Origin of the sequence: Thalassomonas sp. RHCl1 (assembly GCF_947387555.1) — a bacterium.
Lineage (GTDB): Bacteria > Pseudomonadota > Gammaproteobacteria > Enterobacterales > Alteromonadaceae > Thalassomonas.
In genome coordinates this window covers 370,531-389,754 of the sequence record NZ_CANDNZ010000006.1, presented here as the reverse complement: position 1 = coordinate 389,754, position 19,224 = coordinate 370,531, and the positions used below count along the sequence as shown (strand labels likewise).

Here is a 19,224-nt window from a genome sequence, read left to right as displayed (position 1 = left end):
TATGCCGGGGCTAAAGACTTCACAGGTAATTTTTCAATCAGTATAAAGTTGCATATTCCCGTGCCCGGTTACGGCGGATATGGCGGTCAGCCCGGATGGAGTTGTGCGTAACCATTTGGTTTTATACATAATCAGCTCAGCTGAGGAGAGATCAAATGTTTAAGATTAAATTTAATAACAAAGCACTGCTGGCGGCAACCGTCGTCGCTTTAGGGGTAATGGCGTCTATGCCGTCACAGGCGGCTACCGCAACCTATAAGCTGGTAAAGACAAGTAATTTAACCAATGTCAACGACGCCGAAGGACGCTGGCAGTTTGACGGCGGTTATGTCTATATTGGCAATACCCATGTTGGTTATTATACCCGCAAAAAACGGGTCAGCTTTGGCATTCCGTCTTCGGTTAACAAGTCTTCGATGGAGATGACCATTATCTGGAAATGGGGTAATTACAACTTTACCGTGCAAGGCTCCCACTACTTTGGCAACGGCGCGGAAGTGGGCGGCGTCAGCGCCACCTCTGCCGGCTTTACCTATTTAGAAGGTGCCACCTTTGCCGGTAACCACAACGCTATCACCGTCACCTATTAACAAAGACAGCGGCCGGCTTCCGGGCTGGCCCCGCCAATACCGATGAAGGAGTAAGAAAATGACCGTAAACAAATATCTGTTAACCTTCATCTGCCTGCTTATGCTGGCCCACACCGTTATGATATATGACCTGCAATCAAGTGTCAGCCAGGACCACCAGCCATCGGTTGAAAGAGGGCAAATCACCAAAGATCATTCAATGGCACAGCAGGACAGGTTAACTCAGCTTGAATCCCAATTTGATGTTTTATCTGCCGAATTAGCCGGGATCAGCCAGAGCCTTAACAAACTTGCCGAAGCAAGCGCGCAAAACAGTAAAGCGTTGACCGATGCACAGCTTAGCAAACAAAGTAACCAGCTCCTCGCTGATTCAGAACCATTTAATCAACAGCAGGTTTTTGCCGATTCAATAGAAAAAGTAATCGAATTAGGAGTATTGGACGACAACGCCTGGCAGAGCATGGAGCAGGATATCGCCGCCATGAGTAAAGAAGAAAACAGAGCTTTTTGGACGACTATGATGACCAAAATAGCTCAAGATGAGTTTGTTGTCACAGATTATGAAAATTAACTTATCTTGAGTAATTCCGGCCTGGATAAGCCTGGCAGATGACTAATAACGTGCCGACTCTAAATCTTTTATTTTGAATTCCCACGAGCTGGCACCGGGCATAAAGGGCACTTTTGCCGTTAATAATGATTCAGAATGCGGTTGTACCACCCAGCCATAATCAATATCGGTATTGGCAGCAATCAGCTTCCCCTGATGCTTTCCGATAATTTCATAGCTGATATGCTTCCATTTATATTCGGTATTGTTTGCAACCCGATAAGTAATTAACCGGGTTCGGTTATTCGGCATCACCACGATATTCTCTTCACTGATCGAAAAATCGTCCCGGTACATTTGGTAATCTTTTTCGGTGAAAATCCCCGTACTCCAAGAAATAAAGCCTAAAAACGGCAGCAGAAAAATCCAATTGGAATAGTGAGGATTTTTATACCAGGTTTGATAACCCTGGCAATAAGGACACTTGCTTGCCTCTTCTGCGATGTCTTGTCTACAAGATGCGCACTGGATCAAACTGAAAAACTCCTTTTAGCTGATAGCGTTCAACGGACTCATTCCCGCAGCTTATTCCCACAGTAAATGCAAGATACTGCCCTGGTCCGTTTACCAAGTCGCATAGGCTAAACAGCTTTGATAAGATGAGCAATTACAAGCCATTACAGAGAAGCACTATGATTTCAGCCATCACTCCAGTCCGCCTGCTCCAGCAACTGGGTAAGCGCGCGTAATGCCTTGCCTTTATTACTGATTTTCCAGGCGAGGAAGCTTTCCAAATCATTGGCCGGATCCAGCTTTAATTCCAGCAAGGTACCCTTGGCCAGATCATCGACGATACGTTTACGCGGCAGGTGTCCGACCCCTAAGCCGGCGCGTAAGGCGGCCATTTTTTGATCCATATTCTGTACATAAAGCTTCTGGTAACCATTGGTCAGTCCAGCTGAACGAGTTACATTCAATTTTGAAGTGTCGGGGATCACGATACGCCTGATTTTTGATAATACCGCCAACATAGACTTACCGTCTTCGGCAAATTCGGCATATTCATGATGTGCTGCAATCACAGGTACCATTTCCGCTTTTGCCATAGGCACAGAGCGGAAACCTTTCAGCAGGGGAATAGGTCCGGGGGCACCGACCACCAGATCTATCTGGTTATGCTCCAGGGCGTCCCAACCGCCGCTGAGCACACATTCATTGACCTCAACTTCTATGCTCGGATGCTCCTTAAGGAAGTCCTGCAAGACAGTGAAAAAGACCTTATAGTTGCCGGTAGATTCAATGGCGATTTTAAGATGGGTTTCCCAGCCGGTAGAGGTTTCCCGGGCTTTTTCCACCAGCTGGCTGCTGGCCTGGAGGATCTGCCGTCCTTCTTCGAGTACCACTTTACCGGCGGCGGTAAGCACCGAGCGGCGCCCCTGGCGTTCAAACAAGGTAATACCAAGATTTTCTTCAAGTTTTTGCATGATATAGGATAAAGCCGACGTCGCCTTGTTCATTTCTTCCGCGGCTTTGGCAAAACTTTGTCGCCTGTCTATGGCATCTATCACAAGCAATGCTTCAATCGTGATGGGCATTTTGCTCATTTCAATTCCTTTTTTATATTCAATTTTTTAGAACATTTTAAACTAATTTACACTGTTTTTTAGAATCTTGATATTAATTAAAATTTTTATCGTGAATTTATTGGAGTGATGGTCTTTTCCACAGAGCTTGTGAAGTTTGCAGGTCGATTGTTTTTTCTAATGTTAACAACGATGTAACAAAACAGCTTCACTATCATCAATTCTGGCTCACTTCATCGAGAGTTATCATTACACAGGGAGTATTACGTGAAAAATCAAATTAAATTTATTGAGTTTTGTGCCGCAGAAGCAGGCGAATTATTACGTGCTTTTGGTCGCTTGGGGCTTAACTATTCCGGCAAGCATAAAACAAAAAACATCTTCTTATTCGAGCAAGGCGACATTACCTTTATCGCCAACTGTGAAAGAACAGGTTATGCAGCCGAGCATTGTGCCGAACACGGACCGTCAATCGTTTCTCTTGGCTTACAAATGCAAGACGATACCATCATGGACAAAGCGGCAGCCCTGGGTTACCAGACCTTTACCGCACGGGAAGCCAAAACCGGCATCACATTGCCTTCAATCATCGGACCCGGCAATGTCTTAGTGCGCACTTTCTCGGAAAACAGCTGGAATGAATTCAAAACCATTCATTTCGACATGCAGCCGTCTGAATTATTCCGCCCGGATTACTGCCTGCTCAACATTGACCACATCGCGGTAAACGCCCGCAAAGGTAATCTTGAAGCCTGGCGTGAGTTTTATTTCAACGTGTTTGATTTCGTTGAAACCTCTGACTTTATCATTCAGGGCAAGCAAACGTCTTTCCGTTGTAACCCGACCGCTTCTCAATGCGGCAATATCAAAATCGTGCTTAACGAAGACTTTGAAGACGGCTCGCAAATTTCAGAGTTTATCCAAGCCAATAACGGCGACGGTGTTCAGCATATCGCCTTCAAATCTTCCAGCATGCCTTACAGCGTAAGCCGCCTGGTGGATAATGAAATCAACTTTATGAAGACACCTGACAGCTATTATGACCTTATCGACGGCCGCATCCCGGGTCACGGTGAAAATGTTGAAGAATTAAGAAAGCACAACATCTTGATCGATAACGACAGATACGACAAAAACGCTATCTTGTTGCAGGTGTTTACCGAATCCTTAATCGGCCCTATTTTCTTCGAACTTATCCACCGTAAAGGTAATGAAGGATTTGGCGAAGGCAATGTTAAAGCCCTGTTCGAAGCGGTTGAACTCGACCAACGCAAGCGCGGTTTGCTTGCCTAAGTTTCATTAAAATGGAAGTAGTAAAATGAGAGAGTTTACCCAACGCGCTAAGAGTCAGCAAAGCAGCTACCCTGTGGTCGTTGTCGGTGCGGGTCCGATAGGACTCGCCCTGGCCGTCGACCTGGCTCAACGCGATATCAATGTGGTATTAATCGACCAGAAAACCAAGGTCGGCCGGGGCTCCCGGGCGGTGACCTTTTCCAAAAGATCTTTGGAAATCTTCGATAAGTTGGGGGTCGGCGATCAGATCACCGAACATGGCACCCAATGGTCTATCAGCCGCACTTACTTTGGCGGTGAAATGATCGACGCCAAAAACCTGCAACCGGAGCAGGGTCTGAAACGCCCCGCATACGTGAACCTGCAGCAATACCATGTTGAAGATTACCTGGTCAAAAGGGCGCAGCAGTTACCCTGCCTGGATATCCGCTGGGGCACCAAGCTGCTTTCCCACCAGCAGGATGAGCAAGGGGTAACACTTAACCTTGAAGATCCCGAAGGCGAGTACCAGTTAAATGCCCAATACATGGTGGCAGCAGACGGCGCCCACAGCCCGATCCGCAAAGCCATGAACCTGGACTTTGACGGTCGCGAATTTAAAGATCGCTTCCTGATCGTTGATGCGGTGATGGAAGCCGATTATGCCCCGGAAAGGCATTTCTGGTTTTCACCCAGCTTCCACGAAGGCCACTCGGTACTGCTGCACAAGCAACCGGATAATATCTGGCGTATTGATTTCCAGCTCGGCTGGGACAGCGATCCGGAAGTGGAAGTCGAAGAAGAAAGAGTCAAACAGCGTTTATATAAAATGCTCGGCGACGATGCCAAATTCGAACTTAAGTGGGTCAGTGTTTATACCTTTGAATGTCGCCAGATGAGCAAGTTCAAACATGGCCGCACCCTCTTTATCGGTGATGCCGCCCACAGGGTTTCTCCTTTTGGCGCCCGCGGCGCCAACAGCGGTTTCCAGGATACCGACAACCTCAGCTGGAAACTGGCCCGGGTCATTAACGGCCAGGCCACTGATGCCCTGCTGGAGAGCTACAGCGAAGAACGCCATACCGGCGCCATGAAAAACCTGCAGGAATCAAGCCGCAGCACCGACTTTATTACCCCTAAGTCAAAGCAAAGCTTCCGTTTTAGGGATGCGGTACTGACCCTGGCAAAAACCCATCACAGCGCCAAGCAGATGATCAACAGCGGCCGTTTATCTACCGCCACAGATCACCTGAATTCTTCGTTGAACGGCGACAGCGATACCATGACCGGCGGTATCTTACCCGGCCAGGTAGCACTTGATGCCGCCATCACCACAGCCACAGGCCCTGCCTGGCTGTTGGAACAATTGGCAGGCAACTTCGCCCTGATACACTTTGGCGAGCCAAGTGAGCAGCAGCTAAAAGACTTTGATTTATTAACCGAAATCGATCAAAGCCTGCGTTTGCTTATTGTTTCGAAACAAAAACAGCAAAGTGGTGACAAACGTATTCAGCACCTGCTTGACCAGGACGGTTTCATGGCTCAGCGTTACCTTGGCAATGAGAGCAGCGAACAGGGTACAACCTACCTGATCCGCCCCGATGACTTTATCGCCGGCCGCTGGCTCAGCTGGGATAAAGAGAAGATCCAATCAACATTTGCAGGATGCCTGAAATGAAGCACCAGGATGAAAATGTGATGAACAATGAAAACCCCGCCAATGAAGCAACACATGACTGGGACGAGGTTTATGCCCGCTTGATTGCCAGCCATGAAGGCTTAACCGAAGAGCAGTCGGCACGACTGAATTCCAGCCTGATATTGCTGATGCTTAAGCACGTTCCCGAGCTTGAGCAGATACAGGCATATCTGGACGAATCCAGGGCTTTTTCATTGGTAGCTCCACTAAAAGAATAACCCTAATAACAACAAGAGAATAACCGGGCTGGTGCTGATATTTATCATCACCGGCCTGTGTATAACTACGAAAACTACGGACCACCATAATTAAGGAAATAAGATGAGTAAGAAGTTATTTCTGAGTTCGTTGATCGCTACGGCGTTTATCGGCACTTCAGGCAGTACTTTGGCTTTTCATACTGAACACGGGCATAAAACCCAGCATAAAGTAGTAAAAAAAGCATTAACCACAGAACAGCAAAAACTCAATATCGAGTTAAAAGAGAAAGGTAACGGTGCTTACTACTTCCCGTATAACTTTTATAATCCACGCCATATCCGCAACAAAAACTCCCTGCAACAGGTAGGTAATGAAGTTGACGATCAGCTGCTGGATCAGTTAACCGCCGATATTTCAGAAAAAGATATCGCTGAGTTAAAAAACCATATCGACGCTGTCAATAAAAACAGCACCTTCGGTTACCCGACTAACTATGATCACCCGGCTTTTGCTAATCCAAAGGAAGTGACTTCCGATGAGTCAGGCGATTTAAAATATGATCTGAACGTACAATACGGCACTCATAAATTCCAAACCTTACAGCAAGGCAAACAGGTCACTAAAGACCTGCACTTGCGCGGTTACGGCGGAGAATTGGTGGGACCAACCTTTGTGGTTAAACCGGGCGATACCTTAAAAATCCGCTTGAACAATTTATTGCCGCCGGAAACCCACAGAATGGAATGTGATATGAGCGATCCTAACGCCCATTGCGATCACACCACACCACATGCCTTTAATACCACCAACTTGCACACCCACGGCTTACATGTTGACCCGAACGGGAAAAGTGACAATGTTTTCGTGAAACTTGAAGGCGGCGAGTCATTCGACTACGAAATCCATATTCCTGAAGATCATGCCGCCGGTACTTTCTGGTACCACGCCCATGTTCACGGTTCCACTACGGTACAGGTTGCCAGTGGTGTTCACGGCACCATTATCGTACGCGGCGACTACGATGAAGTACCGCAAATCGCTCAGGCAAAAGAGCGCATCATGATGCTGCAAACCATGGCCTTTGATGAAAAAGGTGAAATCGAAGACAACGAAAACTATTTCGTTGAAAAATGGCACCCGGAAGGCTGGGCTAACGGCTGGCATACTTCAATCAACGGCCAGGTGATGCCAGAGATCATCATGCAACCGGGCAGCACGGAATTATGGCGTTTTGTTCACGCCGGTATCCGTGAATATATGAACCTGCAGCTGGTTAATGCCTGTGACAGCCAATACAACGTGCCTTTAGTGCAGTTGGCGGCCGACGGTATTCCGTTCCGTAAAAAACGTTTATCCGACGACAAGGGTGCCTTTATTGCCCCGGGTTACCGCTCAGATGTAATGGTTAAACCCAGACGTCGTGGTGTTTATTACCTGATCGATGCCTCAGTTGAAGGCGCGACCGAATTACCGGCCAGCTACTGTCACAAAAACCGCGAAACCGAAGAGTTCACTTTAGACGAGTCCGCCCAGAATATCCTGGCCCGGGTAACGGTTACCGGCGAACGTCACCGCATGCGTCTGCCGCGCAATAAGCAGCTGAAACAACTGACCCGTCCAAGACAGATTGAAGACAGCGAATTAAGCGATGAAATTGAATACTCAGTATTTAATATCAACCCTAAAGAAGGTGTAGACCCGAGTGATGAAGCCCAGTTTGTCGGCGCCAACTTCGACTTCACCATCAACGGCAAAACCTTTGACCCTGCTGATGTACGCGAGTTGAAATATGGTACCGCACAAACCTGGAAGTTAAGCTCACTGTTTTATTTCCACCCGTACCACATCCATGTAAATCCGTTCGAAGTAATCACCCGGGATGACAGCGGCAATATCATCGACCGTTACTGGCGTGATACTATGCTGGTATGGCCTGCCGATGCCGGTCAGGATCCTGAAGACGCGGTTGTGGAAATCCGTACCCGCTATGAAGACTTCAAAGGTTCCTTCGTGATGCATTGCCACATTCTCGATCACGAAGATCGTGGTATGATGGAAAAAGTTGAAATTAAATAACCTGGTGCCAAGCACGTAAGGTTAACGAAAAAGGAGGGGTTTTCCCCTCCTTTTCTTTGAATTATACCAAACGTAATAAATAATTGATCTGGATTCAATGAGGATAAACATTCAAGTTCAAGGCGCGGGATTGAGCAATAGCCAGCTATTGGGATTGAGCGCAACGAAGAAGTTGAGTGTTTAGACCATTTAAGGTGGTCAATTAATTATTTCGTTTGGTATTAAATGAACCCTTTTATTAAAGAGAGTTGTTATGAATTTTACTTCCTTTCACCCGACACCGCGCACTTTGATGGGCCCGGGTCCAAGCGATGTTTCACCCCGGGTGTTATCTGCCCTGAGCCGCCCGACTATAGGGCATTTAGATCCCGAGTTCGTTGCTATGATGGACGAGCTTAAAGCCCTGTTAAAATACGCTTTCCAGACAGAAAATGAATTAACCATGCCGGTATCGGCCCCGGGCTCTGCCGGCATGGAAACCTGCTTTGTCAACCTGATTGAGCCGGGTGAAAAAGTTATCGTTTGTGTCAACGGCGTGTTCGGCACCCGTATGGTGGAAAATGTCGAGCGCATCGGCGCTACCGCCATTGTTGTCAATGACGACTGGGGCAAGCCGGTTGATATCGAGAAAGTGAAAAAAGCCTTCAGTGAGCACCCGGATGTCGCCTGCCTGGCTTTTGTCCATGCGGAAACCTCTACCGGCGTTTTATCCGATGCCAAAGCCTTATGTCAGATCGCCCGCGATAACGGTGCCTTATCTATTGTGGATGCGGTCACCTCCCTTGGCGGCGTCGAATTAAGAGTGGATGACTGGGGCATAGATGCCGTCTATTCCGGCAGCCAGAAATGTCTTTCCTGCGTTCCCGGTATCTCGCCGGTCAGCTTTAGCCCGAAAGCGGTAGAAAAGCTTAAGTCTCGTAAAACCAAAGTACCGAGCTGGTTCCTGGATCAGTCGCTGGTCATGAATTACTGGGGCGGCGAAGGTAAACGTACCTATCACCATACCGCACCGGTCAATGCCATGTATGCCCTGCACGAGTCTTTATTGTTGTTAAAACAGGAAGGCCTGGAAAATGCCTGGCAGCGCCATAAAGACCAGCATGAACTGCTGAAAAAAGGCTTAACCGAGTTAGGCATAGAGTTTATCGTTGATGAAGCCTACCGGTTGCCGCAGTTAAATACCGTAGTGATCCCGGCCGGTGTCGATGACGCCGAAGTCAGGGGTAAGTTGCTTAACGATTACAACCTGGAAATCGGTGCCGGTTTAGGTATTTTCGCCGGTAAAGCCTGGCGTATCGGCCTGATGGGTTATGCCGCCCGCGAAGAAAATGTTGCCTTGTGCCTGACGGCACTGAAAAGCGCTTTGGCCAAGTAATTTTCTGCCCGGCAAACATACTGATTGAGGCTCAAATGAGCCTCAATTAACCCCCCTTTAAACCAACGCCATTATCTCAGCTTCTTCCAGCAGTTCTACAGCCTTATGCTGCTGCACCAGCTTTTCTTCCCTCTCAGTGCCTGGAATAAACAACTGTCTGCCATTTTGCTGTGCCAGCTGCTTGCTATGATAGCGCACGGCACTGATAAAACTGCGCCCGGCAGGCCCCAGGATAGTGGCCTCATTTAATAATAAATACAGCTGGGCCAGACGGCTGGCACTCTGCCCTAAACGCAGGGGTTTTAGCAGCCCCTGGGTTAACTGTTCGCTGATTTCCGTCATTGGCAACCAGGCAAAACCAAAACCGTTACTGATCATATCGATAGAGGTACGCATATGGCTCACGGTCCAACGCTGCTCCGAGCCGAGCCAGCCGTCATTATAGTCGGCATGCTCCCCAGAATCCCTGACCACTATCTGGTGATGGTCTTTCAGGGTTTCAAAAGTCAACGGCTGCCCGCTTTGGTGCAGCACATGATCTTTATGGGCGACGGCAATAAACTCTATCATGCACAGCTGCTCGCTAAAGCCGTAATTGGGCGAGGTGGAAGAAATACAGATATCCACTTGCCCGCTTTCCAGCAACTCAAGCGAGCCGGTGAGCACGGTTTCCATCAGTTCAATGCGCAGCAGGGGAAATTGCGCCGATAAATCCTGGAGAATGTTATAGAGGACTTTCTGGGGAAAAACCTCATCCACGGCAATTTTAAGCTGCCGCTCGCTGTCCTGGGTTAAACTCTGCCCTATGGCCTCAAGTTTATGGGCTTCATCCAGCACATGGCTGGCCTGGCGCAGCAATAATTCACCGGCATTGGTTAACCGGGTTTTCCGGCCCACCACTTCAATCAGCTTAACATCCAATGACTTTTCCAGTTTCTGTACCGCATAGTGAATGGTGGACTGGCTTTTATTGATGGCATTACCCGCCTGATAAAAACCATGATTTTCCACCACCGCACGGAACATACGCCATTGTTCGAGTGTTGTTTTCAGCATACTAACCTAATTTACAAGGATTTCCCTGGTGCTTAAATTTCAGGGAAATAAAATTTAACCGGTATTTTCACTCGGGCACAAGATGGATAAACAAGAAACGGCAAGGCCTTAGCAGTCAGCTAATAGCAGTGAACTTCCTTGCCGGGAGCCGGGATAACTGATTTCGTTATCCGGCGATCATATCCATATGATTTCCGGGAAGCATAAGCACTGGAGTTTCCAGGCTAAGCCGGATACCGGCTTGATTAATTTTTTAAACTTTTACCGGGCGCGTTGTTACACCCGGTATTCGCCATTAATCCGTGATGATTTAAAGGCGACAGTTAAAAGGCGATTTTGTCGCGGCCGTGGGGCAGATTAAAGTCTTGCTCCGGTCCTAAAGGCACGACGCCGGTCGGGTTGATCATCAGGTGGCTGGCATAATAATGGGTTTTAATATGCTCAAAATTCACCGTCAGCTCGACACCCGGCCATTGGTATAACTCGCGGATATAACCGGTAATGGCAGGATATTCCGACAACTTTTTCTTGTTGCATTTAAAGTGGCCGTGATAAACCGCATCAAAACGGATCAGGGTCGTAAACAAGCGCCAGTCGGCCTCGGTCACTTTGTCACCGGTCAGATAACGCTGGCTGGATAAAATGCTTTCCACCCACTCAAGGGCATCTCCAAGCTGGTAATAAGCCGATTCATAGGCCTGTTGCGTGGTGGCAAAACCGGCACGGTAAACACCGTTATTGATTTCTTCATAAACACGGTCGTTAATCTGGTCGATTTTTTCCTGCAATGCTTGCGGATAATAATCGTCTTCATTGCCGGTCAGGTGGTTAAAGGCGCTGTTAAACATGCGGATGATATCTGACGATTCATTACTGACGATAGTGGCGTTTTTCTTATCCCACAGCACAGGCACAGTTACCCGGCCTTCGTAGTCGCCGGCGGCTTTTAAATATAACTGGTACATATAGCTGGCATCATAAAGGGGATCATTCACTTCCCAACCGTTCTCCAGCATCACCGCATCGACCACAGTAACATCGATATAATCTTCCAAGCCTTTAAGCTTAAGAAAAATCAAGGTCCGGTGCGCCCATGGACAGGCCAGGGAGATATATAAATGATAACGGCCTTTTTCTGCCTGGAATCCGCCGCTGCCGGTGGGGCCGGGAGCGCCATCTGCAGTCAGCCAATTGCGGAACATGCTGGCGCCGCGTTTAAATTCACCTGCATTGCTCTCGGTATCGTACCATTTATCCACCCACTTACCTTTGACCAATAATCCCATCGTATTTTCTCCCCGAATATAGTTTTTATATAAATGTCTTCGCTAATCAATTGTTCAAACAATTGGCTTTGCTTGCCGGAGCAAAACAAATCCGTCTTCAACAAACCTTTTCCACGGCTGTTGATGGACAATAAACCAGCCATAGCCTCACAGCAGCCGACACAAGCCCGGCGAGGCCACATCAAGCAGAATATCGCCAGCAAGGCAGTGAAAATCAGCACCGCCCGGCTATCGCTATTCCTGATTATCTTTTTAGTCAGATCACCATTCTAATGAGCAGGACAAAATGAAAACACCGCAAAAATCTGTTCGAAGTGTTCTGAATATCTGAATAATGCTTAATAACTGACACTTAAGATAAAACCACAATTAATTTATTGATATTAATGGATTTAAATAACAACAAACTATTCACGGCCAGCAGTAAATCAAGCTAACATAAATGTTTGTTAATTAATGTAATTGTTTTAAAACAGTATTGTTGAAAGATAACTCAGGCGGACAGGCAAACAGACAAAGACATAAAACCGGCCGGGCTGAACAACCGGTTCTCTGTTGTTAATACAAGAAGAGATTAATGCTCGGGTGCGTCAATCAGTACAACTTCACAATTACTCAGGGCGGTGATAGTCACGGTTTTACTTTTGCTTACTTCGGCGCCGTCACCCTTGTTCATGATGCTCTTTGAGGTGCTGTCCTGGATTTCAAAACTACCGTCAGAAGCCAGAATATATGCCTGGTGGTTGATGGTATGTTCAAACTTCACCCCTTTGGTCAGCTTGCCGCCAAAAATCCGCGCTTTTTGATGGATAAACAGGGCATCTCCCTTATCTTCCGGGTAGCCGGAAACCAGGAGCTGTAACTCGGTAGACACCGCCTTAGTTGGAAAGACTTTACTGTCCCACCTTGGCTGAACGTTGTAACTGTCGGTTTCTATCCAGATCTGATAGAAAGTCAGCGGCGTCTTGGTCAGGTTATATTCCGAATGCACTATGCCCCGTCCGGCACTCATCACCTGAATTTCACCGGCCTGTACCGTGCCCTTATTGCCTGTGCTGTCCTGGTGGCTGATGGCACCGGTGCGGATATAACTGATGATCTCCATATTTTTATGCGGATGCGAACCAAAGCCGGTTCCCGGTTGTACCCAGTCGTCATTCACTACACGTAAGGTGCCAAAGCCCATGCGTCTGGGATTATAATAATTGGCAAAGCTGAAATGATGGCTGGATTTAAGCCAGCCATGATTGGCTTTACCTAAACGGTTATAAGCATAATGCGTGATCATCTTTATTTCCTTGTGACTGGCGAGCAGTACCTGAATTGGCGCAACTGATTCGCTAAAATGTGTTTTTTGCTATTGCCCTTTGGTGAAATGAGCCCTGCAAAGGCCTGCACTTAACTGTGCTTAAGGGTTCCGCTCCAATAGCATTGTCGGGATCTGGCATTATTGTAGGGATTTGCCTGAGCGGAAAAACAGCGAATAACTGATTGAAGTGTTCTAATAATTTGAACAAATCCAGAGGACAAGGTTATTTACATTTAAAGATCATGAGCTTATCGACATTCAAATAGAGAAGCTGTTAACCTTACCATTGAAAAACAGCCACAACAAAACCTTCCCGTATAAACATCAGCATAAAGCAACAAGCTTTATTGGAGCCCTTATGAAAATACAAGCAGTAGCAAAAGAAGATCATCAGGAACTGGTGGACTTATGGGAGGCCTCGGTAAGAGCCACTCATGACTTTCTAAGCGAAGCCGATATTCAATTTTTAAAGCCGCTAATTTTAAATGACTACCTCGATGCGGTAACTTTGAGATGCATTAAAGACGGCAGCAATACTATCCTGGGTTTTCTCGGGGTTGCCGAGGGCAATATCGAAATGTTATTTGTGCTGCCCGCTAACCGGGGACAAGGGGTAGGCAAAACACTCACCCGTTATGCCATTGAAGAATTGGCTGCCACTAAGGTCGATGTCAACGAGCAGAACCCGCAGGCGCTGGCTTTCTATCAAAAGCTCGGCTTTAAAGTAACCGGCCGCTCCCCGCTGGACGGACAGGGAAAACCTTTCCCTTTATTGCACCTGTCGCTGTAGCGGTGATAATGTCAGTTAAGTGGAACAAGTTTTCCCGCCTGAAAACGGGGACTTGTGCTAAGTTATAGCCAATAAAAATGGCTGATAGATGCAAGAGCAAAGATATGAAAACAGGCGCCTTAACCCGGCAGACATTTTTAAGTGACATTTATGCCGGTACCACCCGGGATTACTGGCTCTATATCCCTGAGCAATATTCGTCTGAGTCTCCCGCCAACCTGATGGTATTCCAGGATGGCGAAAGTTATCTCGACAGCAAGAAGCCCATGCAGGTACCGGCGGTCATGGATGCAATGATCGCCGCCAACGAGATCCCTCCCACGGTTTGTATCTTCGTCAACCCCGGAGAAGTGATCGCACCAACCAAGGCGGAACACCATCCCGACAGCCAGCGCAGCTTCGAATATGATACCGTCAGCGACCAGTACAGCCGCTTCCTGATTAATGAACTACTGCCACAGGCGCTTGCCGGACTGAACATAACCAAAGATCCCGAAAACCGCGTGATTGCCGGTTTCAGCTCGGGCGGCATTTGCGCCTGGTCGGTGGCCTGGTTCCGCAGCGATACTTTTGGCAAGGTACTGAGCCATTGCGGCAGTTTTGTCGATATCCGCGGCGGCGGCAAATACCCCTATCTGATCAGGAATGAGGCACCGAAGCCGATCAAGATGTATTTCCAAAGCGGCAGCCATGATCTCGATACCCGTTACGGCAACTGGGCCCTGGGCAACAAACAAATGGCGGCGGCCCTGCACTTTAAGGATTATCACTATCACTTTGAATTTGGCAACCAGGCACACAACCTGATCCACGGCGCGCAATTATTAAAAGAATCCCTGCTGTGGTTATTTGCCGGGAATAAAGAAACCAGTGCAGTCCCCGGGGAAGACCATGAGTGAAGATGTCATCATCAGCGAATATAATCCCGACTGGCCCGCTATGTTCACGGCAGAAAAAAACTTTTTATCCGGGCTGTTGCCGCAGTTTATCACCGGCAGCATTGAGCATGTCGGCAGTACTTCGGTCCCGGGACTGGCGGCCAAGCCGGTAATAGATATTATGCTCGGAGTAAAAGGCCTGGCAGAGTCCCAAAGGGCAATAGAGATCTTATCCGCCAACGGTTATTGCTATTATCCTTACAAGAGCGACGTAATGCACTGGTTTTGCAAGCCGACACCGGAGATCCGCACCCACCATCTGCACCTGGTGCCTTTTAACAGCCCATTATGGCTTGAGCGCCTGGCATTTCGCGACCATTTACGTAATCGCCCGCAAGATGCAGAAGCATATTGCGAATTAAAAAGGAAACTCGCCCGGGAGCACAAGCAGGACCGCGAGCTATATACCCAAAACAAATGGCCTTTTATCCAGGCGTTGTTAACCAAGATTAAAGAGGGATCACATGCAAAATAATCTGATATTTTTACCTGTATTAGTCAATATCGCCATCGTGTTTGTCTTATATATCCGCCTTGCCAAAACCAAGGCGAAAGCGATACAGCAGGGTCAGGTCGACAAGGCAAGACGAGCCTTACATGACGATGCCTGGCCCGACAATGTCCGCCAGATCAATAACTGCATCCGCAACCAGTTCGAACTGCCGGTACTCTTCTATGTGCTGACATTTATCCTCTGGGCCATGGAATTCACTAACCTTTATGTCCAGCTGATTGCCTGGGCGTTTGTCTTTAGCCGCATCGCCCACGCCGTGATCCATACCGGCTCCAACTATGTGCCCCACAGGAAAAAGGTATTTACTTTTGGTTGCATCTTATTGATTTTGTTAACCTCCTTTATCGCCGGCAGCATTTTATTTCAAGCCTTTTAAACTGGAGCAGGTATGCAATACGATGTCACGACCCCCGAACAATATATCGCGGCCTTAGCCGACGACTGGCGCCGCGATACCCTGGAGCAGCTCAGGAAGCTGATTAAAACCTCGGCTCCTTTTTTAAACGAAGGCATAGCGTATAAAATGCTCAGTTACAGCGACCACAGCGGCAGCTTGTTTCACCTGAATGCACAAAAACATTATGTCAGCCTTTACGTCGGCAACATCAGCGCCATCGATGAGCAGGGAGAGTTATTGGCCGGTTTAGATCTCGGCAAAGGCTGTATCCGGTTCAAAAAGTCTGTACCTGTTGCAAGTACCCAGATTCAGGCTTTTATCAGTAAAGCAATAGCATTACACCAGGCAGGCAAAAATATCGGCTGTTAACCCCTGCCTGTACGTCAATAGATCAGATCATGGAAAGCAAAAACATCAAGCAAACTAATGAATATAAGCGCAGGATCAATACGGTATTGGATCATCTGGAGCGGCATTACGCCAGCGAACAAAACCTGGAAATCTTAGCCGGTATTGCCAATTTTTCTCCCTTTCATTTTCACCGTATTTTTAAAGCTATCGTCGGCGAGTCCCTGTATAAATATATCCAGCGCATCCGCATAGAAAAAGCTGCCCATCAGCTGAAATACCAAAAACAAAAATCCGTAACCGCCATCGCCCTGGACTGCGGTTTCAGCAACTCGGCTTCTTTCGCCCGCACCTTTAAAGAATATTTTGCCATCAGTGCCACCGCCTGGCGTAAAACACCGGAGCAGCGATTTAGCAAGAATTGCAAAGTACAAAGCAAACACTGGCAAAAGAACAGCATATCTTCCCTGTATATTGACCCTGAAACCAATCAAAAACAGTGGAATTTAGATATGTTAACAAGAAAAAATGTCACCATAGAAGTCAGTGACTTGCCTGAGGTTCAGCTGGCTTATCTGCGCCATATCGGGCCTTTTAAAGGCCAGCAGAAAAAATGGGCGCAGCTGTTTGAAAAATTAATGACCTGGGGGGCCGCCCGTGATCTGGTCAGCTGCCCCGGCACCCGGTTTTTTACCGTGTTTCGCGACGCCTTAAAGATCACGGATTTCGAAAAGTTTAAATCCGATGTCTGTATTTCTGTGCCTCCCGGCAGCAAATCCGACGGCGATATCGGCACCTCTGTCTTGCCCAGCGGTAAGTACGCCAGCGCCCACTTTGAAATTGACGCCGACGAATATCAGCAGGCCTGGGATATACTCTACAGTGACTGGCTGCCGGGCAGCGGTTATATGCCGGATGACAGGTGCGCCTTTGAGGAGTACCTGAACGACCCCAACCAGCACCCGCAAAACAAGCATGTTATCAAAATATATATTCCGGTAACTCCGATATAATTTAGGGTTTATAGATAAAAACCGCCATATCAAACAGAGAAACTTATGCCTGATATGGCACAAAATATCTGGGGAGTCTTGCAATCCCGTTAAGCCATATCCGTTATTTTTGTTTAAGGTATTTTTCCCGCCACCAGCCAATGACATTGGCCAACACCAACAAAACAATAACAGCTGAAACACCATGATAGAGATAGTGAGCCAAACCTTCTCCCAGCGCATGATCGGTATGGGCCAGCGCCTGGCCAGAGATCAGGCTGGCAATAAAAATGAAGGTTATTTTAATAACAGTGAATAGTCGCATCTTGCCCTCTTCTTTTTAAGGTGAATATTTATGATTAAGTTACAGCTAACGGCTGCAACATGCCTTCGCATTCGATAAAACCGATAATGTCACTCAGTCCCTGCTCGGTTTTCATATTGGCAAAAACAAAAGGCTTATCGCCGCGCATTTTTTTCGCATCCCGATCCATCACCTCCAGCGAGGCCCCCACCATATCCGCCAGGTCAATTTTATTGATGATCAATAAGTCCGACTTAGTGATCCCCGGACCGCCCTTGCGGGGAATTTTATCGCCGGCGGAAACATCGATCACATACAGGGTCAGATCCGAGAGTTCCGGGCTGAAAGTCGCGCTTAAGTTATCACCGCCGCTTTCCACCAGGACAAAGTCCAGATCGGGAAAGCTTTGCTGCAAATCATCGATAGCAGCAAGGTTCATGGAAGCATCCTCGCGGATCGCGGTATGGGGGCAACCGCCGGTTTCCACCCCGACAATACGCTCCGTCTCCAGGGCATCATGGCGGGTAAGAAATTCGGCATCTTCCCGGGTATAAATATCATTGGTCACCACCGCTATATCGTACTTATCCCGCAATGCCAGACACAGGCACCTTAACAGCGCGGTTTTTCCCGAGCCGACAGGTCCGCCGACCCCTATCCTTAATACTTGTTTTTTTCTCATCTCTTCTCCTAACCTTCTCCTAAAAACATGCAAAGTAAACTCCCTGCCAAACTCTTTTATGAACGAAAGAGGCGGCTGTACTGGCTTTCATGCCAGGCGCTAGCCATGGCTAATCCCGGCAGGCTGGCGCCGATATCTTCATCAACAAGCTGATCGGCCTTACTCACCGCCTGTGCCACTTCCCGGCTTAAACTAAACAGCAGGTTTTGTCCCTGGGTTTGTCCGAGCGGGATTAACTTAGTCGCCGCCGCCACCTGGTTATCGATAAAGGTCCAGCAATAACCGCTTAAGGTGCTGATAATATCTATGTCCCACAAATAAGCCGCCAGCGCAAAAGTGCAGACAAAGCTGATTTCAGCCCGATCTGTTAACGCCTGATACCGGCCAAGCGCTATATCATCCAACCCCGCCAGCAAACGCATCAGGGCCTTGCCCATGACCACATCCGCCAGCCGCAATTCCTTGCTTTCCCTGCAGGCTATCAAGTGTTGATTCCAATAAATGGCCTGCGCCATATCTTGCTGCTCAATCGCAAGATATAACCGCTTTAACAGCGCCAGGTCGGTATAAGTAATCCCCTGGGACAGGTTCAGGACAATCCAGCTGTGGGCACTGGCCTGGTCGTTTACCCAGTTTTTTTCTGTGGCGTATTCCAGTCCCTGGGAGAAGGAAAAACCGCCCACGGGTAAATTGGCGCTGCACAGTTGCAATAAACGGTTAAGTTGCAGCGGCGCCATAGCTTCCCGTCCTCCGGCACTATCCATGTTCATGGGCATGCTCATGAGTATGGTGATGACCCTGGCTGTGCCCCGCACCATAGGCACCACTTTCCGGTTCAAATATTTCAGGTTGATGATTTAAGGTTAAGCCAAACCTTAATACCAGCTCTTCCAGCACATGATCCGGTTGAAACCTCAGCCATAACTCCCCTACCTGAAGCCGGGTATGACGGTTGCCCAGGTGATAACACACCTTACTGAAAGTTAACCAGTCAGTAGCAAGGGCCGTGGTCACAGGCTCGGGAGAGCCCATAACTTCAATGAATTGCCCGCATTCGCTTTTTAGCAACTCGCCGATTTTTAACGGATGCCCACGTTCGACAAAAATGGCAACCGCCAGCCCTTTGTCTGTGGTGCCTTTAATACGCGCCTTTTGCCGGGTATCAAAGTCCAGGGTAATACTGTCATCAATAACCCGGTGCTTATGCGCCTGAGACTTCAGCCCCAGGCGCTCAAATACTTGTAACATCTATGTTTCCTTCT

Annotated in this window: 22 protein-coding genes; 13 read left to right on the top strand and 9 right to left on the bottom strand. The window is 48.0% G+C overall.

Going from position 1 to position 19,224, the window contains the following annotated elements:
- Window positions 1–155 precede the first annotated feature (155 nt).
- Both QL234_RS18820 and QL234_RS18815 read left to right on the top strand, forming a co-directional pair.
- Window positions 156–590: a hypothetical protein gene (locus QL234_RS18820; protein WP_281559334.1), complete on the top strand. Its 435-nt coding sequence runs from the start codon at window positions 156–158 to the stop codon at window positions 588–590.
- Between the two features lie 58 nt (window positions 591–648).
- Window positions 649–1,161 carry a hypothetical protein gene (locus QL234_RS18815; protein WP_281559333.1) on the top strand — a complete coding sequence of 171 codons (513 nt, stop codon included), beginning with the start codon at window positions 649–651 and terminating at the stop codon, window positions 1,159–1,161.
- 42 nt (window positions 1,162–1,203) lie between these two features.
- On the opposite strand, the gene QL234_RS18810 is transcribed toward QL234_RS18815, so the two are convergent.
- Together QL234_RS18810 and QL234_RS18805 are read right to left on the bottom strand one after the other, a co-directional pair.
- Window positions 1,204–1,674, bottom strand: a complete 471-nt coding sequence (locus QL234_RS18810; RefSeq protein WP_281559332.1) for a hypothetical protein — start codon at window positions 1,672–1,674, stop codon at window positions 1,204–1,206.
- Window positions 1,675–1,838: 164 nt separating this feature from the next.
- Complete coding sequence (locus QL234_RS18805; RefSeq protein WP_281559331.1) at window positions 1,839–2,744, bottom strand: LysR family transcriptional regulator; 906 nt, start codon at window positions 2,742–2,744, stop codon at window positions 1,839–1,841.
- Window positions 2,745–2,990: 246 nt separating this feature from the next.
- Between QL234_RS18805 and hppD the strand changes: the two genes are divergently transcribed.
- From hppD to QL234_RS18780, 5 genes are all read left to right on the top strand, one after another.
- Complete coding sequence (gene hppD, locus QL234_RS18800) at window positions 2,991–4,016, top strand: 4-hydroxyphenylpyruvate dioxygenase (protein ID WP_281559330.1); 1,026 nt, start codon at window positions 2,991–2,993, stop codon at window positions 4,014–4,016.
- Window positions 4,017–4,041: 25 nt separating this feature from the next.
- Complete coding sequence (locus QL234_RS18795) at window positions 4,042–5,673, top strand: FAD-dependent oxidoreductase (protein ID WP_281559329.1); 1,632 nt, start codon at window positions 4,042–4,044, stop codon at window positions 5,671–5,673.
- Window positions 5,670–5,912, top strand: a complete 243-nt coding sequence (locus tag QL234_RS18790; RefSeq protein WP_281559328.1) for a DUF2783 domain-containing protein — start codon at window positions 5,670–5,672, stop codon at window positions 5,910–5,912. Before QL234_RS18795 ends, QL234_RS18790 begins: the two co-directional genes overlap by 4 nt.
- A 103-nt stretch (window positions 5,913–6,015) precedes the next feature.
- Window positions 6,016–7,971: a multicopper oxidase family protein gene (locus tag QL234_RS18785; RefSeq protein WP_281559327.1), complete on the top strand. Its 1,956-nt coding sequence runs from the start codon at window positions 6,016–6,018 to the stop codon at window positions 7,969–7,971.
- A 253-nt stretch (window positions 7,972–8,224) separates the two neighbouring features.
- Window positions 8,225–9,346 (top strand): alanine--glyoxylate aminotransferase family protein, encoded by a 1,122-nt coding sequence (locus QL234_RS18780; RefSeq protein ID WP_281559326.1) that lies wholly within the window; start codon window positions 8,225–8,227, stop codon window positions 9,344–9,346.
- A 57-nt stretch (window positions 9,347–9,403) separates the two neighbouring features.
- On the opposite strand, the gene QL234_RS18775 is transcribed toward QL234_RS18780, so the two are convergent.
- The 3 genes from QL234_RS18775 to QL234_RS18765 all read right to left on the bottom strand — a co-directional run bounded on the left by QL234_RS18775 (window position 9,404) and on the right by QL234_RS18765 (window position 12,976).
- Complete coding sequence (locus QL234_RS18775) at window positions 9,404–10,402, bottom strand: LysR family transcriptional regulator (RefSeq protein WP_281559325.1); 999 nt, start codon at window positions 10,400–10,402, stop codon at window positions 9,404–9,406.
- A gap of 323 nt (window positions 10,403–10,725) precedes the next feature.
- Window positions 10,726–11,688 carry a glutathione S-transferase family protein gene (locus tag QL234_RS18770; RefSeq protein WP_281559324.1) on the bottom strand — a complete coding sequence of 321 codons (963 nt, stop codon included), beginning with the start codon at window positions 11,686–11,688 and terminating at the stop codon, window positions 10,726–10,728.
- A 574-nt stretch (window positions 11,689–12,262) separates the two neighbouring features.
- Entirely contained in the window at window positions 12,263–12,976 is a 714-nt protein-coding gene (locus QL234_RS18765; RefSeq protein ID WP_281559323.1) for a pirin family protein, read from the bottom strand.
- 379 nt (window positions 12,977–13,355) lie between these two features.
- Between QL234_RS18765 and QL234_RS18760 the strand changes: the two genes are divergently transcribed.
- The 6 genes from QL234_RS18760 (at window position 13,356) to QL234_RS18735 (ending at window position 16,997) form a co-directional block, all read left to right on the top strand.
- A complete protein-coding gene (locus tag QL234_RS18760; RefSeq protein ID WP_281559322.1) occupies window positions 13,356–13,787 on the top strand; it encodes an acetyltransferase in 432 nt (143 codons plus the stop codon).
- 104 nt (window positions 13,788–13,891) lie between these two features.
- The gene (locus QL234_RS18755; RefSeq protein WP_281559321.1) at window positions 13,892–14,686 is read left to right on the top strand and encodes an alpha/beta hydrolase-fold protein; all 795 of its coding nucleotides are present in this window, start codon (window positions 13,892–13,894) and stop codon (window positions 14,684–14,686) included.
- Complete coding sequence (locus QL234_RS18750) at window positions 14,679–15,200, top strand: GrpB family protein (protein ID WP_281559320.1); 522 nt, start codon at window positions 14,679–14,681, stop codon at window positions 15,198–15,200. The genes QL234_RS18755 and QL234_RS18750 overlap by 8 nt, the downstream gene beginning before the upstream one ends.
- On the top strand, window positions 15,190–15,615 hold the full coding sequence (locus tag QL234_RS18745) for an MAPEG family protein (protein WP_281559319.1): 426 nt from the start codon (window positions 15,190–15,192) through the stop codon (window positions 15,613–15,615). The genes QL234_RS18750 and QL234_RS18745 overlap by 11 nt, the downstream gene beginning before the upstream one ends.
- A gap of 12 nt (window positions 15,616–15,627) precedes the next feature.
- Complete coding sequence (locus QL234_RS18740; protein WP_281559318.1) at window positions 15,628–16,005, top strand: DUF1801 domain-containing protein; 378 nt, start codon at window positions 15,628–15,630, stop codon at window positions 16,003–16,005.
- A 29-nt stretch (window positions 16,006–16,034) separates the two neighbouring features.
- Window positions 16,035–16,997: a GyrI-like domain-containing protein gene (locus tag QL234_RS18735; RefSeq protein ID WP_281559317.1), complete on the top strand. Its 963-nt coding sequence runs from the start codon at window positions 16,035–16,037 to the stop codon at window positions 16,995–16,997.
- A gap of 103 nt (window positions 16,998–17,100) precedes the next feature.
- Here QL234_RS18735 and QL234_RS18730 read toward each other — a convergent pair whose 3' ends face one another.
- Genes QL234_RS18730 through ureE form a run of 4 tightly spaced genes read right to left on the bottom strand, consistent with a single transcriptional unit; the run spans window position 17,101 to window position 19,210 of the window.
- Complete coding sequence (locus QL234_RS18730; protein WP_281559316.1) at window positions 17,101–17,301, bottom strand: hypothetical protein; 201 nt, start codon at window positions 17,299–17,301, stop codon at window positions 17,101–17,103.
- 34 nt (window positions 17,302–17,335) lie between these two features.
- Window positions 17,336–17,962 (bottom strand): urease accessory protein UreG, encoded by a 627-nt coding sequence (gene ureG, locus QL234_RS18725; RefSeq protein WP_281559315.1) that lies wholly within the window; start codon window positions 17,960–17,962, stop codon window positions 17,336–17,338.
- Between the two features lie 56 nt (window positions 17,963–18,018).
- The gene (locus QL234_RS18720) at window positions 18,019–18,732 is read right to left on the bottom strand and encodes an urease accessory protein UreF (protein WP_281559314.1); all 714 of its coding nucleotides are present in this window, start codon (window positions 18,730–18,732) and stop codon (window positions 18,019–18,021) included.
- Window positions 18,719–19,210 carry an urease accessory protein UreE gene (ureE, locus tag QL234_RS18715; RefSeq protein ID WP_281559313.1) on the bottom strand — a complete coding sequence of 164 codons (492 nt, stop codon included), beginning with the start codon at window positions 19,208–19,210 and terminating at the stop codon, window positions 18,719–18,721. The genes QL234_RS18720 and ureE overlap by 14 nt, the downstream gene beginning before the upstream one ends.
- Window positions 19,211–19,224: the final 14 nt, after the last annotated feature.

Bases quoted from the DNA above. Each gene is read 5' to 3' on its own strand.
- QL234_RS18755 (WP_281559321.1), top strand. From the start codon at position 13,892: ATGAAAACAGGCGCCTTAACCCGGCAGACATTTTTAAGTGACATTTAT.
- QL234_RS18720 (WP_281559314.1), bottom strand. From the start codon at position 18,732: ATGAACATGGATAGTGCCGGAGGACGGGAAGCTATGGCGCCGCTGCAA.
- QL234_RS18795 (WP_281559329.1), top strand. From the start codon at position 4,042: ATGAGAGAGTTTACCCAACGCGCTAAGAGTCAGCAAAGCAGCTACCCT.
- QL234_RS18820 (WP_281559334.1), top strand. From the start codon at position 156: ATGTTTAAGATTAAATTTAATAACAAAGCACTGCTGGCGGCAACCGTC.
- QL234_RS18775 (WP_281559325.1), bottom strand. From the start codon at position 10,402: ATGCTGAAAACAACACTCGAACAATGGCGTATGTTCCGTGCGGTGGTG.
- ureE (WP_281559313.1), bottom strand. From the start codon at position 19,210: ATGTTACAAGTATTTGAGCGCCTGGGGCTGAAGTCTCAGGCGCATAAG.
- QL234_RS18815 (WP_281559333.1), top strand. From the start codon at position 649: ATGACCGTAAACAAATATCTGTTAACCTTCATCTGCCTGCTTATGCTG.
- QL234_RS18770 (WP_281559324.1), bottom strand. From the start codon at position 11,688: ATGGGATTATTGGTCAAAGGTAAGTGGGTGGATAAATGGTACGATACC.
- QL234_RS18745 (WP_281559319.1), top strand. From the start codon at position 15,190: ATGCAAAATAATCTGATATTTTTACCTGTATTAGTCAATATCGCCATC.
- ureG (WP_281559315.1), bottom strand. From the start codon at position 17,962: ATGAGAAAAAAACAAGTATTAAGGATAGGGGTCGGCGGACCTGTCGGC.
- QL234_RS18760 (WP_281559322.1), top strand. From the start codon at position 13,356: ATGAAAATACAAGCAGTAGCAAAAGAAGATCATCAGGAACTGGTGGAC.
- QL234_RS18805 (WP_281559331.1), bottom strand. From the start codon at position 2,744: ATGAGCAAAATGCCCATCACGATTGAAGCATTGCTTGTGATAGATGCC.
- QL234_RS18785 (WP_281559327.1), top strand. From the start codon at position 6,016: ATGAGTAAGAAGTTATTTCTGAGTTCGTTGATCGCTACGGCGTTTATC.
- QL234_RS18740 (WP_281559318.1), top strand. From the start codon at position 15,628: ATGCAATACGATGTCACGACCCCCGAACAATATATCGCGGCCTTAGCC.
- QL234_RS18735 (WP_281559317.1), top strand. From the start codon at position 16,035: ATGGAAAGCAAAAACATCAAGCAAACTAATGAATATAAGCGCAGGATC.
- QL234_RS18765 (WP_281559323.1), bottom strand. From the start codon at position 12,976: ATGATCACGCATTATGCTTATAACCGTTTAGGTAAAGCCAATCATGGC.
- QL234_RS18750 (WP_281559320.1), top strand. From the start codon at position 14,679: ATGAGTGAAGATGTCATCATCAGCGAATATAATCCCGACTGGCCCGCT.
- QL234_RS18730 (WP_281559316.1), bottom strand. From the start codon at position 17,301: ATGCGACTATTCACTGTTATTAAAATAACCTTCATTTTTATTGCCAGC.
- QL234_RS18780 (WP_281559326.1), top strand. From the start codon at position 8,225: ATGAATTTTACTTCCTTTCACCCGACACCGCGCACTTTGATGGGCCCG.
- QL234_RS18790 (WP_281559328.1), top strand. From the start codon at position 5,670: ATGAAGCACCAGGATGAAAATGTGATGAACAATGAAAACCCCGCCAAT.